Source organism: Shewanella sp. SP1S1-7 (genome assembly GCF_031932105.1).
Classification (GTDB): domain Bacteria; phylum Pseudomonadota; class Gammaproteobacteria; order Enterobacterales; family Shewanellaceae; genus Shewanella; species Shewanella baltica.
Map to the genome: position 1 here is coordinate 61,666 of NZ_JAUOEU010000019.1, position 20,226 is coordinate 81,891.

14 protein-coding genes are annotated in these 20,226 nt (G+C 46.1%); 7 read left to right on the forward strand and 7 right to left on the reverse strand.

Going from position 1 to position 20,226, the window contains the following annotated elements:
- Nucleotides 1-273: 273 nt before the first annotated feature.
- Nucleotides 274-1,143, reverse strand: coding sequence for a flagellar protein MotY (motY, locus tag Q4Q49_RS14960; RefSeq protein WP_063883092.1), 870 nt, complete (start codon nt 1,141-1,143; stop codon nt 274-276).
- Between the two features lie 141 nt (nt 1,144-1,284).
- Here motY and rnt point away from each other — a divergent pair, with 141 nt between their 5' ends.
- A complete protein-coding gene (gene rnt / locus Q4Q49_RS14965) occupies nt 1,285-1,956 on the forward strand; it encodes a ribonuclease T (RefSeq protein WP_006081248.1) in 672 nt (223 codons plus the stop codon).
- 100 nt (nt 1,957-2,056) lie between these two features.
- On the opposite strand, the gene Q4Q49_RS14970 is transcribed toward rnt, so the two are convergent.
- Nucleotides 2,057-2,662 carry a peroxiredoxin C gene (locus Q4Q49_RS14970; RefSeq protein WP_006081247.1) on the reverse strand — a complete coding sequence of 202 codons (606 nt, stop codon included), beginning with the start codon at nt 2,660-2,662 and terminating at the stop codon, nt 2,057-2,059.
- A 388-nt stretch (nt 2,663-3,050) separates the two neighbouring features.
- On the opposite strand from Q4Q49_RS14970, the gene Q4Q49_RS14975 reads away from it, so the two are divergent.
- A complete protein-coding gene (locus tag Q4Q49_RS14975) occupies nt 3,051-4,370 on the forward strand; it encodes a Na+/H+ antiporter family protein (protein WP_006081246.1) in 1,320 nt (439 codons plus the stop codon).
- A 190-nt stretch (nt 4,371-4,560) separates the two neighbouring features.
- On the opposite strand, the gene Q4Q49_RS14980 is transcribed toward Q4Q49_RS14975, so the two are convergent.
- Both Q4Q49_RS14980 and upp read right to left on the reverse strand, forming a co-directional pair.
- On the reverse strand, nt 4,561-5,967 hold the full coding sequence (locus Q4Q49_RS14980) for a GGDEF domain-containing protein (RefSeq protein WP_006087454.1): 1,407 nt from the start codon (nt 5,965-5,967) through the stop codon (nt 4,561-4,563).
- A 272-nt stretch (nt 5,968-6,239) separates the two neighbouring features.
- On the reverse strand, nt 6,240-6,866 hold the full coding sequence (upp, locus tag Q4Q49_RS14985) for a uracil phosphoribosyltransferase (RefSeq protein WP_006081245.1): 627 nt from the start codon (nt 6,864-6,866) through the stop codon (nt 6,240-6,242).
- A gap of 331 nt (nt 6,867-7,197) precedes the next feature.
- Between upp and purM the strand changes: the two genes are divergently transcribed.
- From purM to asnB, 5 genes are all read left to right on the forward strand, one after another.
- The gene (purM, locus tag Q4Q49_RS14990) at nt 7,198-8,235 is read left to right on the forward strand and encodes a phosphoribosylformylglycinamidine cyclo-ligase (protein ID WP_006081244.1); all 1,038 of its coding nucleotides are present in this window, start codon (nt 7,198-7,200) and stop codon (nt 8,233-8,235) included.
- Complete coding sequence (gene purN, locus Q4Q49_RS14995) at nt 8,235-8,879, forward strand: phosphoribosylglycinamide formyltransferase (RefSeq protein WP_311891958.1); 645 nt, start codon at nt 8,235-8,237, stop codon at nt 8,877-8,879. The genes purM and purN overlap by 1 nt, the downstream gene beginning before the upstream one ends.
- 157 nt (nt 8,880-9,036) lie before the next feature.
- Nucleotides 9,037-9,783, forward strand: a complete 747-nt coding sequence (locus Q4Q49_RS15000) for an HAD-IIA family hydrolase (protein WP_006081242.1) — start codon at nt 9,037-9,039, stop codon at nt 9,781-9,783.
- A 241-nt stretch (nt 9,784-10,024) separates the two neighbouring features.
- Nucleotides 10,025-11,701 (forward strand): M28 family metallopeptidase, encoded by a 1,677-nt coding sequence (locus tag Q4Q49_RS15005; protein ID WP_311999714.1) that lies wholly within the window; start codon nt 10,025-10,027, stop codon nt 11,699-11,701.
- A 609-nt stretch (nt 11,702-12,310) separates the two neighbouring features.
- Nucleotides 12,311-13,975, forward strand: a complete 1,665-nt coding sequence (gene asnB / locus Q4Q49_RS15010; RefSeq protein ID WP_311999715.1) for an asparagine synthase B — start codon at nt 12,311-12,313, stop codon at nt 13,973-13,975.
- 209 nt (nt 13,976-14,184) lie between these two features.
- Here the strand turns inward: asnB and Q4Q49_RS15015 are convergent, their stop codons facing one another.
- The 3 genes from Q4Q49_RS15015 to Q4Q49_RS15025 form a co-directional block, all read right to left on the reverse strand.
- Nucleotides 14,185-15,327: a patatin family protein gene (locus Q4Q49_RS15015; protein WP_311999716.1), complete on the reverse strand. Its 1,143-nt coding sequence runs from the start codon at nt 15,325-15,327 to the stop codon at nt 14,185-14,187.
- A gap of 235 nt (nt 15,328-15,562) precedes the next feature.
- Complete coding sequence (locus Q4Q49_RS15020) at nt 15,563-17,809, reverse strand: TonB-dependent receptor (RefSeq protein WP_311999728.1); 2,247 nt, start codon at nt 17,807-17,809, stop codon at nt 15,563-15,565.
- Nucleotides 17,810-18,205: 396 nt separating this feature from the next.
- A complete protein-coding gene (locus Q4Q49_RS15025; RefSeq protein WP_311999717.1) occupies nt 18,206-19,996 on the reverse strand; it encodes an acyl-CoA dehydrogenase C-terminal domain-containing protein in 1,791 nt (596 codons plus the stop codon).
- Between the last annotated feature and the right edge of the window lie 230 nt (nt 19,997-20,226).

Consider the following 20,226-nt stretch of genomic DNA (forward strand, 5'->3'; position numbering starts at 1 on the left):
TGCCCTCACCCCAGTTAAGTTGTCTAAGGTGCTTAACGGTTACCTGCTCGCGAATATCACAAATAAGAAAAACTCATAATCCCATTTAAAGCTCGCTGATACTGCAAAGGTTGAGGTTGAGGTTGAGCGAAATACTGCCAAGCTATCCAAAAATAACCACCTCCGCATCTATAAATGACAATGCCAAGTCAGTGACTTGGCATTGGATTGGGCTTAACTATATTGATGTGGCACAGGATTGATGTGGCACAGGTTAAACACTGCACAAATACACTACAAAGGCTTACTGATCCGTATCACAACGCGGCGGTTACGTGCCCTTTCGTCCATATCATCGTTCGAAGCCACATGACGGCGCTCACCATGCCCTACAGTAACGATACGGTCTTGCGGAATACCGCTGGCAACAAAGAAATCTTTTACCGACTCCGCCCGTTTATCCGAGACTTTTTGGTTAACTGAACGGCCACCGTAACTATCGGTATACGCATCCACCAGCACTAGCTCCACCAAAGGATCATAGGCTAAGTATTCTTGAACCCGAGACAGTTGCTGCTGGGAGAAACGAGTTAAATCGGTTCCGCCTTCATCATAATTCAACACAGTAAATGCGATATCTTCAAAGCTATAGGGCAACAGGTGCGCTAGACAAGCTTTGAACTCGCTGTATTTACGGCCAAAATTAACCGATGACAAACCCACAGCGATCTTATTTGACTCGTTATACCAATCAGCATAGTAAAACGTCGGTTCCATCCCGCGACTCAACTCAGCCAACATAGACCAAGCGGCACGTTTAGGCACCTCACCATTAAAGTACTTTTGATAATGCAGTGATGTGATCTCTTTTGAGACCACTCCCGGCCGCCACTGCGGCGCGCGACTAATTAACTTAGCTTGCGTGACTTGATCCGGTTTTACCCACATGTCTAAGGTAAAATTCATATTTTGCTGCTTACCCGCTTCGCTGGTAAAAATTGCTTTACCGTAAGAAGGGATATCATGCTCGAGGCGACAAACGATGGGAGAATTCTCACTCACTCGCCATTGGGAATCACTTAAAGAGGCGACATAATGGCGCAACTCTGCCGTTGCAGTTGCTGGAACGCATAAAATTGATACTAATATCAGTTTTCGCCACATAGCCTTTACTCATGTTTAATCGGTTACATGGCTTTATCGGCAAACTATTTAGTTCCTTTAGCTCATAAAACCATCAATCAAGCATGACACACCCCAACACATTTAGCATAATAGCGCCCTGTGAATTTTCTAGAGTACTTTATGAGTGACATTTGCGACGCGAACAAATTGAAATACCGATTTCGAGGCTACTTTCCCGTAGTCATTGATGTCGAAACTGCGGGCTTCAACTCTCAAACCGATGCGTTGCTAGAAATTGCCGTCACCCTACTGAAAATGGACAATGAAGGCGTGATAGGAATCGACAAAACCCTACACTTCCACATTGAGCCCTTTGAAGGCGCAAATTTAGAACCCGAAGCGTTAGCATTCAACGGTATTGATCCCACTAATCCGTTACGCGGAGCCGTGAGCGAGAAAGAAGCCTTTTTAGAGATCTTTAAAGCGGTGAAAAAAGCCCAAAAAGCCTCTGACTGCCATCGCAGTATCATAGTGGCGCATAATGCCGCCTTTGATCATGGTTTTGTGAGTAAGGCGATTGAACGTTGCGACTTAAAACGCTCGCCGTTTCATCCTTTTGCTACTTTCGATACTGCTACACTCGCCGGACTTGCCATTGGTCATACCGTTCTTGCCAAAGCATGCATCATGGCGGGCATTCCCTTCGATAATAAAGAAGCCCATTCTGCGCTATATGATACCGAACGTACCGCAGAGCTTTTTTGTCACATAGTGAATCGTTGGAAATCATTAGGCGGCTGGCCGTTACTGGCCGTGGATGAGCAGGATGCACAAAGCGGTACTGAGGCATAAATTTAGCGGTTCACACTAAATCTTAAACAAATAGAAAACAAAAAAGCTGCCATTGGCAGCTTTTTTCATTTAACAGGCAACTGTGATTAGCAAATACTAATTACAGTGAGCTTGCGTTTTCAGACAGGTAAGCAGCAACACCTTCAGTGCTTGCATTCATACCTTTATCGCCTTTTTCCCAGCCAGCAGGACATACATCGCCGTGCTCTTCGTGGAATTGCAGTGCGTCGATCATACGTAGCATTTCATCAACGTTACGGCCTAATGGCAGATCGTTAACAACTTGGTGACGAACCATGCCTTCTTTGTCGATCAGGAATGAACCACGGAAAGCTACACCCGCTTCTGGATGCTCAACATCGTATGCTTTACAAATTTCATGTTTAACGTCAGCCACTAACGTGTACTTAACTTGGCCAATACCGCCTTTTTCAACTGGGGTGTTGCGCCATGCGTTGTGAGTGAACTGAGAATCGATAGACACACCGATCACTTCCACGCCACGCTTAGTGAACTCTTCCATGCGGTGATCAAATGCGATCAACTCTGATGGACAAACGAAAGTGAAGTCAAGTGGATAGAAGAATACGACTGCTGGTTTGCCTTTGATGGCAGCAGTTAAGTTGAAGCTATCAACGATTTCGCCAGAACCTAATACAGCTGCAGCAGTAAAATCAGGAGCCTGACGGCCTACTAATACGCTCATTTTATATCTCCATCTATGAGTTGAACTAAGTGTAAGGCAAGATGCCCTTTCGCCAGTATGCTCTCCTCAACCTAGGTCGAGTTAAATCCTTACCGATTAAAAGGTGTTCTTACCAATCAAATCTTTAGGCATTATAAGTCGTGTGCTGTGCCTTACAACCTATTTAAGACCAATATCACATTTTTCAAGGGCATTTCCGTTTTGCCTGACTAAGGATAGAGCAATCTGCGTATCCTGTGTGCGGAGCAATCCACATTCGGCTAACAGACAAAACCCAGCATGATCACATTTTCAGATATTTTTCAGATAAGCCCTCGGCAAACTGGACATCGACAGCCTTTGCAGTCAAAAATAGCGTCTTTGGCTTAAAGAATTAAGAAAATTGACTATGAATGCAGTCGTTATTGCAGTGTGCTTAATGTTGGCACTCAGTTTAGCTAGGGTGAATGTAGTTATCGCCCTCACCGTGAGCGCCCTTGTGGCGGGACTTGTGGGCGGAATGGATCTGCACCAAACCATAGATGCCTTTAATACGGGCTTAGGTGGCGGCGCGCAAATTGCGCTCAGTTATGCATTATTAGGTGCCTTCGCTGTCGCACTATCGCACTCAGGCTTAACCACGCTTATCTCAAGAAGCATCATCAGTAGTCTTGGGCAAGATCCTAATCCCACCAACACTAACTGGGTTCGCTGGTTACTGCTGTTATCGCTACTTGTCATGTCGATGGCCTCGCAGAATATTTTACCTATTCATATCGCCTTCATTCCGATTTTAGTGCCACCCCTGTTACATGTAATGACCAAGCTGAACATCGACCGTCGTTTAGTCGCCTGTGTTTTGACCTTTGGTCTCGTCACAACCTATATGATTTTACCGATTGGATTTGGTGGCATTTTCTTAAATGACATTCTGCTTTCCAACTTAACCAGTAATGGCTTAGCGGCTGTACGTGAGCAAATTCCACCAGCCATGTTAATTCCAGCGGCGGGCATGATAGTTGGTTTACTGACAGCTGTGTTTATCAGTTACCGTAAACCTCGGATCTATGATGAAGCCAAAGTATTGGTTGCAGAGCCAGAAGAAACTCTCAACAAACGCAATATTATCATTGCCGCAGTGGCGATATTAGCCACCTTAGTGGTGCAACTTGAAACCGATTCGATGATTTTTGGCGCCTTAGTCGGCTTCATGATTTTCAGTTTCTCGGGCGCCTTAAAGCATGTCGCCGACCAAGATATTTTCAATCAAGGCGTGCGCATGATGGCCAACATCGGTTTTATCATGATTTCAGCCGCTGGTTTTGCCGCCGTAGTTAAAGAAACCGGTGAAGTGGGCACGCTTGTGGCTTCGCTTAGCGACATCATTGGTGATAATAAAGCCCTCGCCGCCTTCTTGATGCTGCTAGTGGGTCTACTGATCACTATGGGAATTGGCTCGTCTTTCTCCACCATTCCTATTATCGCGACCATTTATGTGCCATTGGCGTTAAGTTTTGGTTTTTCGGTGGCGGCGACCATTGCGTTAGTCGGCACCGCCGCAGCGCTGGGTGATGCGGGCTCGCCAGCATCGGATTCCACTTTAGGGCCTACTGCGGGTTTGAATGCCGATGGGCAACACGACCACATTCGTGACAGCGTGATCCCCACCTTCATCCACTACAATATTCCACTGTTAGTGTTTGGCTGGATTGCGGCCATGGTGTTGTAAACACGATTGAATAGATTGAATAGCAGTAATAGAAAGTAATGACAGCGCGGACATTGTCCGCGCTGTTTTTTTATTGCCGGCTGCAACTTTATAGCGGTCACGTGACGCGTTAATTCACTCGATGATTAACTCAATAGCTAACTCAATATCAATAGTTAACGCAATAATAGCCTGATAACTAACATGATAGTTACCGTGTCGCTTCGAGCTTGCGGCTACCCTGTTTATTCTTTTTATCCTCATACAGCGCTTTATCCGCCGCTTGCAGTACGGCCTCAAAATTTGCATAGTCTTGTGAATCAGCGACACCGCAGGAAACGGTCAACACATTTAAAAATTGTCGCTCTGCCACAGCTTGACGTAAATGTTCAGCCAATACCAAAGCCCGTTCAAAAGTACAATTAGCTAAGATGACGACAAACTCATCACCGCCGGTTCTGATTAACAAATCGTTTTCTCGAAATACGCCGCGCATTGCATCGACAATTTGCATGATCGCCATGTCCCCGAGTTTATGCCCGTAGGTATCATTAATGGTTTTGATTTTATCGCCATCCACACAGATCACTGCGTAATGCCCCTTAGTTGCGACATCAAACAGTGCGGTCTCATAGACTTTCTTATTGTAGGTGCGAGTAAAAGCATCCAATAACATCGCTTCACTAAACCGTTGACGCTCAGTACGAAGTTTCCTAAAACGATTGATATTAATTTGAACGAAGAAGATCACAATAGATAACAAAAACCACAGGGGCAAATTCCACACAATAAAACGAAATATACTAATTTTGTATGTCAGTGAAGTCATGTTATCTAAATGATTTGTCATCGAATAAAACAAGAACTCCGGCGTCAGTTCAGCCCAAAGGCTATCTGTCGTGATCACCAACTCAGTGCCATAATCGGTATTGCGCCATTCCACATGTTTATTACGCATAAAACCCGACGTCATAAAGGCCGTGTCGGCAATCACATCACCAATAAAATGATTAGGATCGCTAGATGATGTAATCGGCGAGGCCATAGATAAAATGACTTTACCAGTCACTTCATCCTGATAAGGAATGGATAACACTATGCCATCGGCCAAGGACTCTGGCGTCGCGTCTTTCGCACAATAGTGCAGGCTCTGACAAAACTCATTTGTCGAAGTACGGTCATTAATCAGCCGCGCTTTTACGTCCTCAGGGATTGGGGTAGCAAAATACACAGCATCACTACGATAAAGCCCCACATACAGGAAAATATCTTCTGCATTTGTCTTTTTACTGGAGTAGAGATAATCAAAGTAGCGTAAGACTTGCGCTTCTTCAGCAGAAAGCTCCACCCCTTGGGGCAGCATTAATCGGGTGGGATCGAGCTGAAAAGGCGCTAAAGAAGATTTATTGAAATCAATGATGTCGTGCAGGGATAAGCTTTTACCGAGCAGTTCAATATAGCTCGGTGTGATTTGCTTGGTTTTTACAAAAGACACAAAGGATTGGTGTTCTCTATCAATTTTAAACGGCAATAGGATCAGCAAGAATATGACAAATAACAGGGTCGCAAGTGCAAGTGACCGACGTAATAACAACCAGTTGAGTGCCGAATGTCCCATAATCCCTCTTAATCCTTGTTATACCGACAATATGCCTTGCCCAAAACTTAAGTAATGTCCCATTAAACCACAAAATAAACCAATAAAAACAACTGCAATTGCGAATAACTATTTGTCTTAATGCTAAACTTTAGCAGCTTAAAACAAAGTTGTTATAACTGTGGCGAACAAAAAAACAAAAAGGGAGCCTAGGCTCCCTTACTGAGTACATCCGCTCAACTGAGCATCAGCTACGCTAATTATTTAGCAACTTTGATTTTTAACAGCTTTGGTTATTTAGTACCAAAGATTTTATCGCCCGCATCACCAAGACCTGGCAGGATATAGCCCTTCTCATTGAGGCACTTATCGATAGCAGCGGTATATAACTCGATATCAGGATGCGCCGCTTCTAACGCTTTGATCCCTTCAGGCGCAGCCACTAACACTAAGGCTTTGATTGAAGTACAACCGCGCTTTTTCAATAAATCGACGGTCGCAATCATAGAACCACCAGTCGCGAGCATTGGGTCGACAACTAAGGCGATACGCTCGTTCATGTCGCTGGCCAGCTTCTCAAAATAAGGCACAGGCTCAAGGGTTTCTTCGTCACGGTAAATGCCGACAACTGAAATACGCGCACTGGGGATATGCTCAAGCACACCGTCCATCATGCCCAAACCCGCACGTAAAATCGGCACAACAGTGACTTTTTTACCTTTGATTTGGTCGACTTCAACCGGACCGTTCCAGCCTTCAATCGTCACCGTTTCAGTTTCGAAATCTGCGGTAGCTTCATAGGTTAATAAACTGCCCACTTCGGCGGCTAGCTCACGGAAACGTTTAGTGCTAATGTCACCTTCGCGCATTAAACCGATTTTGTGACGCACTAAAGGATGTTTAACCTCGACAACTTTCATTTTTCTCTCCTACTTTATTTTTCGGCGTATTATTTTAGGCAAATTTTTCAGATTCTAGTTGATTTGTTTACTAGGTAAAACATAAAGTTTTGCCATTAGGCCTAATCGTGAGCTATCTCCCAAGAATAATTCCCGATCGACTAAGATACGTACCTTAATTTACTATTTTGTGACCAATCTCAAGACCTCAGAAACTGAAATACAGTTTTACTCGGCCAAAAATACTGCGCCGAGGGGCATAAATCCAAATCATGACTTTCGACCCCTAGCACAAGCTGGTAGAATACCGCCGCATAAAATCCAATAACGATGTACCCGAGAGGATCCCTCCGTGAGCACACCTACCCCACTGAGCTATAAAGATGCCGGCGTTGATATTGATGCAGGTAATGCACTGGTAAGTAACATAAAAGCAGCCGTTAAACGTACCCGTCGTCCAGAAGTTATGGGCAACTTAGGTGGTTTTGGCGCCCTGTGTGAAATCCCCACTAAATACAAGCAACCGGTTTTAGTGTCTGGCACCGACGGTGTTGGGACTAAATTGCGTTTAGCTATCGACTATAAAAAACATGACACTGTCGGCATAGACTTAGTTGCTATGTGTGTGAACGATTTAATCGTTCAAGGTGCTGAGCCACTGTTTTTCCTCGATTACTATGCAACGGGCAAACTGGATGTTGAAACCGCGACGTCTGTCGTCAACGGTATCGGCGAAGGTTGTTTCCAATCTGGTTGTGCGTTAATCGGCGGTGAAACCGCTGAAATGCCAGGCATGTACGAAGGTGAAGATTACGACCTAGCAGGTTTCTGCGTAGGCGTAGTTGAAAAAGCCGACATCATTGACGGTAGCAAAGTGGCAGCGGGTGATGCGCTTATCGCATTAGCCTCGAGCGGCCCTCATTCAAATGGTTACTCTTTAGTACGTAAAGTATTAGAAGTGAGCCAAGCAGACCCTCAACAAGATCTCAATGGCAAACCGCTAATTGAACATCTACTTGAGCCAACTAAAATTTACGTGAAATCATTGCTAAAACTGATCGCAGCATCAGACGTACATGCAATGGCACACATTACTGGTGGCGGCTTCTGGGAAAACATCCCACGCGTACTGCCAGATAATTTAAAAGCGGTTATCCAAGGCGATTCATGGCAATGGCCTGCTGTTTTCAGTTGGTTAATGGAAAATGGCAACATTGCAGAATATGAAATGTATCGCACCTTCAACTGTGGCGTCGGCATGTTAGTCGCGCTGCCAGCCGATAAAGTGGATGCAGCACTTGCATTACTGGCTGCAGAAGGTGAACAAGCTTGGCTTATCGGTGCTATCGCAGATCGTGAAGGCAATGAAGAGCAAGTGGAGATCCTGTAATGCCCCAGAGCTGTCGTGTAGTTGTATTAATTTCCGGAAATGGCAGTAACCTGCAAGCGATTATCGACGGTTGCGACGATAATCTGCAGGCCGAAGTTGTCGGAGTCATCAGTAATAAACCCGATGCCTATGGCCTAGTGCGCGCCCATCATGGCGAAATTGATACCAGCTGCGTGATAGCTCACCAAGGTGAATCTCGCTCTGAATACGATGCGCGTTTAATGACAGTGATCGAACAGTACCACCCCGATTTAATCGTGTTGGCAGGATTTATGCGGATCTTAACCGATGATTTCGTGAATCATTACCTAGGTCGCATGATCAATATCCATCCTTCACTGTTACCGAAATACACTGGCTTAAACACCCATCAACGTGCCATTGACGCTAACGACAGCGAACATGGTGCCAGCGTGCATTTTGTCACGCCAGAGCTTGATGCAGGTCCGGTGATTTTACAGGCTAAAGTGCCTGTTTATGAAGAAGATACCGCTGACATGCTCGCAGCCCGTGTGCATGAGCAAGAACATGCCATTTATCCACTCGTGGTGAAATGGTTTAGTCAGCAACGTCTTAACATGCAAAACGGCCAAGCCTATCTTGATGGCACTCTTATCGGCCCAAGCGGTTACGCGCCTGATTAGTTCCGCTTAAAAGCAATGGTAGCGAGATCACAAATGGAGACCTTAGGGTCTCTATTTTTTTAACTATTTTCCACAAAAGCATTGTTTTCTGGGGCAATGTGGCATTAGATAACTTAACGAAAAGTGATTTTTGCTCGGCATGACAAGAGACTATTAGATGAAAAATATTATCTGCGATATCGATGGTGTACTACTGCACGACAATAAACTGATCCCCGGCAGCGACAAATTTATCCAGCGTATTTTAGAACAAGGCAATCCGTTAGTCGTCCTGACTAACTATCCCGTACAAACGGGAAAGGATCTGCAAAACCGTTTAAGCGCTGCCGGTATTGATATTCCTGAAGAATGCTTTTATACCTCCGCGATGGCAACCGCTGACTTTTTACAGCACCAAGAAGGCAGTAAAGCCTATGTTATTGGTGAAGGCGCCCTCACCCACGAACTCTACAAAGCAGGCTTTACCATTACCGATATCAACCCTGACTTTGTGATTGTCGGTGAAACCCGCTCCTACAACTGGGAAATGATCCATAAAGCCGCAGCTTTTGTGGCAGGTGGTGCCCGCTTTATTGCCACCAACCCTGATACTCATGGCCCAGCTTACAGCCCTGCCTGTGGCGCCCTATGTTCGCCAATCGAGCGTATTACCGGTAAAAAACCTTTCTACGTGGGTAAACCGAGCGCATGGATTATTCGTTCAGCGCTTAATCATATTGATGGGCACTCGGAAGACACTGTCATCATAGGCGACAATATGCGCACCGATATTTTGGCAGGCTTCCAAGCTGGGCTTGAAACCATTCTAGTCACCAGTGGCGTGAGTAAGCTTGAAGATATCGACAAAGAACCCTTCCGCCCGAACCATGTGTTTGCCTGCGCGGGTGACATCGATGTTGTTTAAACAATTATTTAAACCTTTGTCTAAGCCTGCGTAGCCAGTCATTCTGCAAGTCATTCCAACATTACCTATGCAACACGCCCAGCCCAAAGGCGTATTGCATAGGGTAAAGCAACATTAAGTAACACATTCACCTTCTTCTCAGCCTTGTGGCTCGCAGCGGCTTGCTTCATGATAAGTCTCGCTTCTGATTGATTAACAGAAATCTAAAATTCCTTAATTAAAACAACAGTAGGATTAACCTATGCGACGTCTGTATCCACTCTGTGCGCTGGCTATGCTCAGTGCCTGTAGTCCGAATTCATCCCAACCCGATGACAACAGCACCTTGGCTGAACTCAAACCAGTGCAGTTTAATGAAGCGCGCTTTAGAAATGATATTAAAGCCCTGTCATCCGATGAATTTGAAGGTCGAGCACCGACCACTCACGGTGAAAAACTCACCTTGGACTATTTGACTAAAGCCTTTACAGAGATGGGACTCAAGGGCGCGTACCAAGGCAGCTTTTTGCAACCTGTGCCTATGGTGAGCTATACCGCAGATGAAGCGCAACAAGTTACGCTGGCAGGATTACCCTTTAAATACCGAAAAGATCTGGTGCTCAGCAGTCGCCACGATAACGGTGGCATTAATATTGAAAATGCGCCATTAGTCTTCGTTGGCTATGGGGTGAACGCACCCGAATATGGTTGGAATGATTACCAAGATCTCGACATGAAAGGCAAGATCGCGGTGATCTTAGTGAACGACCCCGGCTTTGCCCGCCCTGACTCGGGTAAGTTCAATGGTAAAGCCATGACCTATTACGGCCGCTGGAGTTATAAGTTTGAAGAGGCCAGCCGTCAAGGCGCCCTCGGTGCACTGATCATCCATGATACTGAACCCGCCTCTTACCCTTGGTCTGTGGTAGAAAATAGCTGGACTGGGCCACAGCAAGATCTAGTGCTGAGTAAAGCCGAACAAGATAGCCGCATCCAAGTCGAAGGCTGGCTTACATTGGACGCAGCAACCCAGCTGTTTGATAAAGCGGGTTTATCACTGCCGAGCTTGATGGCGCGTGCCGCCGACAGCCCAATTAATGTCCCCCTTGAGCAAACGGCCAGTATCGCCTTTAAAAATAAAGCCGAATACGCGAATAGCTACAACGTAGTCGCCACGCTCCCCGGCAGCACACAAGCTGACGAGCAAATCCTCTATACCGCCCATTGGGATCACATAGGTAAAGACGAGACGAAAGCAGGCGATCAGATTTACAACGGCGCCATGGACAATGCCTCAGGCACTGCTGGCATTCTCGAAATCGCCAGGCAATTAGCCGATAATGCGAAACAAGGCCACGGTTTAGCGCGCTCGGTCACCTTTATTGCCACCACAGGTGAAGAACAGGGCTTACTCGGTTCACGCTATTACGCCGCTAATCCACTTTATCCTATCGACAAAACCGTGGCAGTATTAAACCTCGACAGCACCAATATCTACGGCAAAACCAAGGATTTTACGATTGTCGGCAAAGGCAAGTCTGAGTTAGAAACTTACCTTATCGATGCGGCGAAACAACAGAACCGCATCGCCATGGGTGAAAAAAATCCCGCTTCGGGCGGTTTCTTCCGTTCAGATCATTTCAGCTTTGCCAAACTGGGCGTCCCAGCGGTCTTTGCCGGCGGCGGTAGCGACCCCGTTGATGAGGCCACGGCTGCTTATAAAACCCAGATGCAAGCCACAATGAAAGGCTGTTATCACAATGTCTGCGATGAATACCATGAAGACTGGGATTTGAGCGGCGCGCTGCAAGATTTGCAAATCTACTACCAAGTCACGCGCACATTGGGCAACAGCAAAGATTGGCCGGGATACTATCAAGGCACAGAGTTCAATAGCCTGCGCCCAGCTAAAACGACGCTTGTGACAGATACAAAATAGCAGCTTGTATCAGTGACAGCTTGTGAGAGGCGGCTTAGTTAGCCGTCTCTTATTCTTATTGACGCCCGCTAGTCGCACCTGCGAAATAAAGCACCAGCTGAATAAAGCGCCATCTCAGCCAGCACGGCAAAGCGCCAAACAAGATTAAAAAGCACGTGAGCCATTCACGTGCTTTTTTGTTTTCAGCTCACAAACAATACAGTTATCGCGAAATATCCATCCTGCCACACCATTCTGCATAGGCTCATGCCATTGGTTGATGTCAAACTCGGCGCATTAATTGATTAAAAATAAAACACTTAAACGTGACAACTCATTATTTAAGGTCTTTTTTAGCGGTTTTTCTATCATCGACACTTTTTTAAAACACATTGTGAATTCCCCAAAACCCCTCACGCCAAATCAGACAATAAAAACAAATCATCAAAAATAACGCAAATTAAATGAACTATTCTCAAATAAAAGCATTAAATATAAACATCTAAATCAACAAAAACACCAATAAACAGATAAAACATCAAAAATAGTGTTTGGCAAATGCCTAAATTGCTGGCACATTAAACCTCAATTGAGACATCCTCAAATGACAGACAGTGTGGGAGTTGTACTATGTGTTCAATCTTTTCGATTTTAGATATCCAATCTGATGCCAAAGAACTGCGCCAAGTCGCGCTAGAAATGTCTAAGCTAATGCGCCACCGTGGCCCTGACTGGTCAGGTATTTATGCCAGTGATAAGGCAATTCTTGCCCACGAACGTTTAGCCATTGTTGACATTGAACACGGTGCTCAGCCACTGCTGACCGAAGATGGCAGTTTGATCCTTGCGGTCAACGGCGAAATCTATAACCACAAAGAATTGAAAGCCCAGCTAGGCGATAAGTACAGCTATCAAACCAACTCTGACTGTGAAGTCATTCTGGCGCTGTATCAAGAATATGGCACTGACTTCCTTGATAAATTAAACGGTATCTTCGCCTTTGTGTTATATGACAAAGCCCAAGATAGATACCTTATCGGCCGCGATCACATGGGGATCATCCCGCTATACACAGGCCGTGACGCTGCGGGTAACTTCTATGTTGCCTCTGAAATGAAAGCGCTGATGCCAGTGTGTAAAACCGTAGAAGAGTTCTTACCGGGCCAGTATCTGTATTCAAAAGATGGTGAAGCCGTTAAATACTATAGCCGCGATTGGCAAAGCTATGATGCGGTTAAAGATAACCCAGCCAGCCAAGAAGAATTACGTGACGCATTAGAAGCGGCGGTTAAACGCCAATTGATGTCAGACGTGCCCTATGGTGTGTTGCTATCAGGCGGCTTAGATTCATCGATCATTTCCGCCGTGACGCAAACCTTTGCGAAACGCCGCATTGAAGACGATGGCGAAACCAACGCTTGGTGGCCACAGTTGCATTCTTTTGCCGTCGGCCTTAAAGGTGCACCAGATTTAATCGCCGCCAAAAAGGTCGCAGATGCCATTGGTACGATTCACCATGAGATCCATTTCACCTTCCAAGAAGGCTTAGATGCGATTAAAGAAGTGATTTATCACTTAGAAACCTACGATGTCACCACCATACGTGCTGCAACGCCAATGTATTTAATGGCGCGTAAAATCAAAGCCATGGGCATTAAGATGGTGTTATCGGGTGAAGGTGCTGACGAGCTATTTGGTGGCTATTTATACTTCCATAAAGCGCCAAACGCACAGGCATTCCACGAGGAATTAGTCCGCAAACTCGATAAGCTGCATCTGTTCGATTGTCTGCGTGCCAACAAGGCCATGGCCGCTTGGGGATTAGAAGCCCGCGTGCCCTTCCTCGATAAAGAGTTTATGGATGTGGCGATGCGCATCAACCCTGAAGCCAAAATGTCTAAGGATGGTCGTATCGAGAAACACATTCTGCGCCAAGCCTTTGAGCATAAATTGCCAAAAGAAGTGGCATGGCGTCAAAAGGAACAATTCAGTGACGGCGTAGGCTACTCTTGGATTGACGGTTTGAAAGAACAAGCTGCAGCGCGGGTGGATGATTTACAATTGGCAAACGCGAAATTCCGTTTCCCATACAACACGCCAGAAACCAAAGAAGCCTATTTCTATCGCTGCTTCTTTGAGGAACATTATCCATTGAGCGGCGCCGCTGAAACGGTTCCAGGTGGTAAATCCGTCGCCTGTTCAACGCCAGAAGCATTAGCTTGGGACGAAAGCTTACGCGGCATTATCGACCCATCGGGCCGAGCAGTACGCTCTGTACACACCTCAAGTTATTAATGACCTAACGTTGAAGGACTAGGTTAATAAACTGGGCTGATGAGCAAGATTGATGAGCTAGATTAATCATCTAAGTTCATTAATTAGATTAATGAACTGGTTAAGACCGACAGCCACAATAGCCACCCTAGGGTGGCTTTTGTATTTCGATGCTGTTTACTTTTATTGCTTACTCGTGCACAAAATTGTGTCTTAACTCTAGAATTAAACTAGGCCGACAGCGCACTGAATGGCTTGATTTGAGCCTGAGCCAGAGTATGGGCATTAGTATGAACTTGAGTGTGTATTTGAGAGTGAGCCTGAGTATGAGCGTTAGTATGAAAATGAACATTCATCTGCGTCAACGCCATCGGATCTAAGCTTAAAAACAGCTTTCCGGCACTCATGCCCGCATGGTAATCATGGCGTAAATCGGCATCGGTACTCCCCAGTAACTTACTCTGCAAATTTTCAGCGGCAAAAATCTGCACTATCTCCACATCCTCTGGCGGATTTGCCATAAAATCCAATTCATCCTGATAGGCTTGTTCGTGCTGCACTAAATAATCTATGGTTTTCGGGCAAAAACCAGAAACACAAATCCAAGATTTGAGTTTATGCACCCAAGCCGATTGCGCCTGAAAATCCTCGCTCACAGTGCGGATCACCACAATTTTGCGGGCACCACGACGATAGGCCTCACGCACAGGTAAAGGCGCGGCTAAGCCGCCGTCGAGATAAAAATCACTGTCGATAGCTTCGCTCAATGCTGCGCTGTGATGCGACCCGCTATGATTAGCCGCGCCGTTATTACAGGCCTTGTCACTATTACAGGCATTATCATTTAGCCAAGGCGTGAGTTTCACCCCTTGTTTATACAAAAATGGCAATGCGCTGGAGGCTTTAAGCAATTCGCGCCATTGGCTTTTACTGCTTGGACTTAAAAAATAACCCTTGCGATCACTGGCATTGGTAGTGGTGATCAGTAACTGCCGATCACCGAGTGAGGCTGTCGCCGCGTTAAGATCTAATTTAAACATCCCTTGTCGCGTCTGCTCAAAATACCAATCTAAATCGACCACATTGCCGCCGACTAACCCCCGACCGAGTCGATAGAAACGTTTATGCCGCGACAAACCGCGGATCAAACGTTTGGCATAACCTTTCTGACGGGCCAAAAAACTACTAAGATTCTGTGAACCTGCAGATGTACCAATAAATAAATCAAAGGGATCGAAACCGCCATCAAGCCAAGCATCAAGCACCCCTGCGGTGAAAATGCCGCGCTGACCACCTCCTTCTGCAATCAAGGCCACCTGTGGGCTAGCATTAAATTGAGCGTCTTTGGAGGCTAAATGGCTGACGGCGTGCATAGGGAAACCTTATCGAATAATTCATATAAGGCGAGTCTAAACAAGCTGAATGAGAAAGGATAACGGATAGAAGCTATCATCTTAATAGGAAAATACTATTAAGATAGTGTGCAAGCATTAGCCATTGATGATAACGACAGCAAATACTGGCAGAAATAACGGCAGTGATAAGCAAGGTTAGGCAGGTTAGCTTGTTCGTCATCCTTAACGAACAAGCTGTTTTCACATCAATGCATTAAAACTTATGACTCAGTTCAAGCGTGATATTACGCGGCTCACCGGGGAAATGGCCATTACGTTCGCTAAACCCACTGACGGCATATTCTTTGTCGAAGATATTTTTAAGATTTAAGCGAACTTGAGTTTGATCCCACTGAGTCGTCCAGCTCATGTCAAAAATCGTATGGGGCTTCACTATTTGACCATCGAGGCTGAACTGCTCGCCCACATAGTCCATACCAAAGGCAATCGCCGAATCGAGTGCATTGATATCGTAACGGGTCCATATTCCCGCTTGATGACGCGGCGCATTGGCAAAGTGCTTACTGTCAAAGGTATTGGTTAAACTGTCGTTAGTGACTCCTTTAACCACTTCAGTCTCGTTATAAGCATAGTTTGCTGTGACAGTCAGGTTATCGGTTAAATCCCCCACCAGCGTCCATTCAACCCCTTGACTGTGTACTTCACCCAAATTAAGTAAAGCGGGAATGCCATCGTCATCGCCAGTATTTAAAGGGTTAGCTTGAGCGACATTTTGTTTTTCAATGCGATATACCGCGAGCGTGGTCATGAACTGGCCATCAAGCCATTCATTTTTCATCCCAAGCTCAATTTGATTGCCCGTTTCTGGATCGAGGAAACCGTCAGCAATATCTTGTGCTTGATCGGTTAAAGATGCTGGATTGAAGCTCTCTGAGTAATTCAAATAAAAGGACATTGAATCGATTGGACGATAATTAAGCCCAGCTCTTGGCGTTATCGCGTTATCGCTGAAGGAGAAACCAGTCTTTTTATCATAGTCATCAAACTGGCTGAAACGCAGACCAGCAATCAATGACCACTGTTCATTAAAGTGCAGATGTTCCTGCACATACACGCCATAGCGGTTAGCGCGAGTGCCATCGGTATTTTTGTCTTGCAGCGTGTAAGTACTTGGGTCAGTTTCACCATAATTAAGGTCAAAAATATTCAGGTTGCCAACACCTGTTTTATCCGTCGCCAACTTGTAGCTATATTCGGTTTCAACATAGTGATAATCGCCACCAAACAGGAACTCATGTTCAAAACCTAAGGCATCGAATGCATAAACAAAATCATTGGTTAAACTGATTTCATCGTTGGCACGAGCTTGCACTCGGTATTCACGCTTAATGGTGCCATCACCCATAATGGGCTTTTTATTGGCATCTAAGGTCGCCCAACCTCTCGATTCATGATATTGCTGCGTGGAATCATTATTCAGATAACGGATCTGAGTCTTGACAGAGAAGTTATCGGTGAATTGATGATCGAGAATCGATTGCAGCACCAGTGCATCCATCTTCTGGAAGTCACTCTTCTCATTGGCATTATAGGATGGCACAACAAGGAAATTACCGTCATTATCGACAGGCACGCCGCGCAGTCGATTGCCGCCTAAATCCTGCTTAATGATATCGAAGGTCGTGGTGAGCTTAGTATCATCACTGATTTCGTAGAGTAACCCACCCGCCACTTCAGCATTTTGGCTATCGGCATTATTTCGAAAGCTATCTTCCTGCTGATAATAGGCGCCAAAGCGATAGGCGAGATTTTGGGTTAAGCCGCCGGTCAAATCCAGCGAGCCACCCATCATATCCTCGCTGCCGGTGCTCAATGTCAGCTCTTTACTCTCGACAAAAGTTGGTTTTTTAGTGACATAGTTGATCATGCCGCCGGGTTCACCACCTCCATAAAGTGCCGATGCCGGGCCTTTTAACACTTCAACCCGCTGCACATTAAACAGTTGCGGCACAGAAAATCCCGAATAGGGATCGCCCCTTACCCCATCATAAAAGACGTTGGCATCGTCACGGAAACCGCGAAAGGTCACGCCCGAATAACTGAACTCACTCACGCCAGCGATTGAGCGGTATAAATCAGTAATATTGCGCGCCGCTTGGTCAACAATTAACTGCTCGGTCAGCACTTGCACCGACTGCGGCAATTCCATCACATTAATCGCCGTCTTAGTGCCAACAGTCGTTTCTTTATCGACGTACATTTGCATCGCGCGGCCATGAACGGCAATTCGCTCAGGTGCTGCCAGCTTAACTTGCTCATAGGCTGCAGGCTCAGTCGATGCAGGACTTGCAACGGGTGAGCTCGTAGACAAGGTCTGCTGTGGAGCCTCTTTATCGAGTACGGTTTCAGCGGCGAATGTCGACTGATGTTGAGCGAGTGCAAGTGCAATTAATGAGTAGGCGAAACGAGTCTTCACAGAATGTCCCCAGCGCGAGCGCATAAAAATGGCATAAACCAAAGGGTTTACAAATGTATTCAAACGAATTGGCCGTCATTATAAAGAATGATTTACGAATAACAACGATTATCATTTGAATTTACATAAATGTGAAATCTGTTAGGTAAATAGCTAGTGTCAGCTCACATAACCCTTGTTGTGTTTGATTATGACTAAAACGAAAAGAGCGTCAGTAGCACGGACCTTAGATAGAAGTGTTAATGTGGGATAAGCAAGAGACTCGCCCTATCGAACTGAGCCTTAGCGTGGAACCAAGACATGAAAACAAGTTAGAGGTTTTAATGGGATAAAAATAAAAACCAGCGACAGTGCGCTGGTTTTAGGTTGTTCTCGAACTGTTGTTAAGCAAGGGCTTAACTCAGCCTATAAGGTGAATGCTTAAAAGATAGCTTCATCTAATTGCGTGAGCATTTCACTCGCCTGCTCGATTTGCTTACGCAGACTGCGACCTTGTACCGTCCAGTAAGCCATATAGAAATCGGCGGTTTTCAATTTAGCTTGGTAAAACGCGGTTTCTTCGGTGCCCTGCTCCAACGCCGCTAATGCCACCGCGGCACTTCTGGCCCACATCCACGCCAGTGCAGTCACGCCGAATAACTCCAGATAAGCCATAGAGGCTGCGCCGATAATGTCAGGATTGGTCGCAGCTTGTGCAGCTAAATAACCGCTAGCCTTTTGCAAATCACCCGCACAATCCATTAAACCACTCACGTAAGGTTGCATCGCCGCATTGGTGCTATGTGACTTAATAAACTCAGTCACTAAAACCGACCATTGCTGCATCGCCGCGCCGCGGTCGCTAAGCAATTTACGCCCCACTAAATCCAGCGCCTGAATGCCGTTAGTGCCTTCATAAATCAGTGCAATACGGCTATCACGCACAAATTGCTCCATGCCCCACTCATGGATATAACCATGTCCACCAAACACTTGCTGCGCATCCACACAGGCATTAAAACCACGGTTGGTGATAAAACCTTTCACAACGGGCGTGAACAGGGCGGCTAACTGGGATGCCGCTTTCGCTTTGGCGGGATCGGTATGGCGCTCAGCTTCATCGAGCCACAAAGCTTGTTGTCCAACTAAGGCTCTTGCGCCTTCATTAAAGGCTTTTTGCGACAGCAACATGCGGCGCACATCGCCGTGAACCAAAATCGGATCGGCGGCTTTTTCGGGGGCTTTGGCACCGCTTAAAGCGCGGCTCTGTAATCTTTCTTTGGCATAGGCTAACGCATTTTGATAGGCAATCTCAGAGACCCCCAGGCCTTGCACGCCCACACCTAAACGCGCTTGGTTCATCATAGTAAACATGGCGCGCAGTCCTTGGTGCGGCTCGCCAACAAGCTCGCCCAGCGCAGCTTCAAACACCATCACACAGGTGGAGTTACCGTGAATGCCCATCTTATGTTCAAGGCCGCTGGCATATAAAGTGTTCGGCGCGCCTAGGCTACCATCGCCATTCACTAATACTTTAGGTACCGCAAACAGAGATATGCCCTTCACGCCTTCAGGTGCATCCGGCAAGCGGGCTAATACTAAATGCACTATGTTGTCGGTGAGTTGGTGATCGCCTGAGGAGATAAAAATCTTCTCGCCAGTGATAGCAAAAACACCTTCGGATACTGGCACGGCTTTGGTGCGTAATAAGGCTAAGTCAGTACCGGCGTGGGACTCGGTCAAATTCATTGTCCCAGTCCATTTACCGCTGACCAATTTACTCAAATATTTTTGCTTAAGCGCATCACTGCCGTGGGCATGGATGGCGGCATAGGCGCCATGGGTCAAACCGGGATACATGGCAAAGGCCATGTTGGTTGCCGTTTGTATCTCAGTGGCAAAAATCCCCACGACTTCGGGTAGACCTTGGCCGCCATATTCAGGATCGCAGGTCAGCGTCGGCCAGCCATTATCAACAAATTGCCGATAGGCATTATCAAATCCTTCCGGGGTAATCACCTTGCCATCTACCAACTTACAGCCTTGCAGATCGCCGACACTATTGAGCGGCAGCATGACTTCAGTACTAAAGTCAGCCATACCTTGCAGGATCGCATCAACAAGATCTGGATCGATTTCATCGAACCCCTTAAGAGCATCTTGCTGATAAATATGTAACATTTCATTGAGGATAAATTGATAGTCGCGCAGCGGCGCTTGATAGACTGGCATAATCGCTTCCCTTTTCTTGTTAGACTGCAACTCAACTAAGTGATCTGACCACTTTGGTGCTCTGACCACTTTAGCTAAATCTGCCGAAAAAGAAAGCACCCCAACTATCAGCAAAGATTTTTGTTTACACAAACGAACAGCGAAACCGTAAATTGATCGCAACAAAGCCTTATGTTATCGCGGAAAACTTTGTAAGCTAACTGCCTGTTTTTCTGATATGCCAGCAGAGT

What these genes read in the sequence shown, in the direction of transcription:
- motY (WP_063883092.1), bottom strand. Translation starts at nt 1,143, where the DNA reads ATGTGGCGAAAACTGATATTAGTATCAATTTTATGCGTTCCAGCAACT.
- rnt (WP_006081248.1), top strand. Translation starts at nt 1,285, where the DNA reads ATGAGTGACATTTGCGACGCGAACAAATTGAAATACCGATTTCGAGGC.
- Q4Q49_RS14970 (WP_006081247.1), bottom strand. Translation starts at nt 2,662, where the DNA reads ATGAGCGTATTAGTAGGCCGTCAGGCTCCTGATTTTACTGCTGCAGCT.
- Q4Q49_RS14975 (WP_006081246.1), top strand. Translation starts at nt 3,051, where the DNA reads ATGAATGCAGTCGTTATTGCAGTGTGCTTAATGTTGGCACTCAGTTTA.
- Q4Q49_RS14980 (WP_006087454.1), bottom strand. Translation starts at nt 5,967, where the DNA reads ATGGGACATTCGGCACTCAACTGGTTGTTATTACGTCGGTCACTTGCA.
- upp (WP_006081245.1), bottom strand. Translation starts at nt 6,866, where the DNA reads ATGAAAGTTGTCGAGGTTAAACATCCTTTAGTGCGTCACAAAATCGGT.
- purN (WP_311891958.1), top strand. Translation starts at nt 8,235, where the DNA reads ATGCCCCAGAGCTGTCGTGTAGTTGTATTAATTTCCGGAAATGGCAGT.
- Q4Q49_RS15000 (WP_006081242.1), top strand. Translation starts at nt 9,037, where the DNA reads ATGAAAAATATTATCTGCGATATCGATGGTGTACTACTGCACGACAAT.
- Q4Q49_RS15005 (WP_311999714.1), top strand. Translation starts at nt 10,025, where the DNA reads ATGCGACGTCTGTATCCACTCTGTGCGCTGGCTATGCTCAGTGCCTGT.
- asnB (WP_311999715.1), top strand. Translation starts at nt 12,311, where the DNA reads ATGTGTTCAATCTTTTCGATTTTAGATATCCAATCTGATGCCAAAGAA.
- Q4Q49_RS15015 (WP_311999716.1), bottom strand. Translation starts at nt 15,327, where the DNA reads ATGCACGCCGTCAGCCATTTAGCCTCCAAAGACGCTCAATTTAATGCT.
- Q4Q49_RS15020 (WP_311999728.1), bottom strand. Translation starts at nt 17,809, where the DNA reads ATGCGCTCGCGCTGGGGACATTCTGTGAAGACTCGTTTCGCCTACTCA.
- Q4Q49_RS15025 (WP_311999717.1), bottom strand. Translation starts at nt 19,996, where the DNA reads ATGCCAGTCTATCAAGCGCCGCTGCGCGACTATCAATTTATCCTCAAT.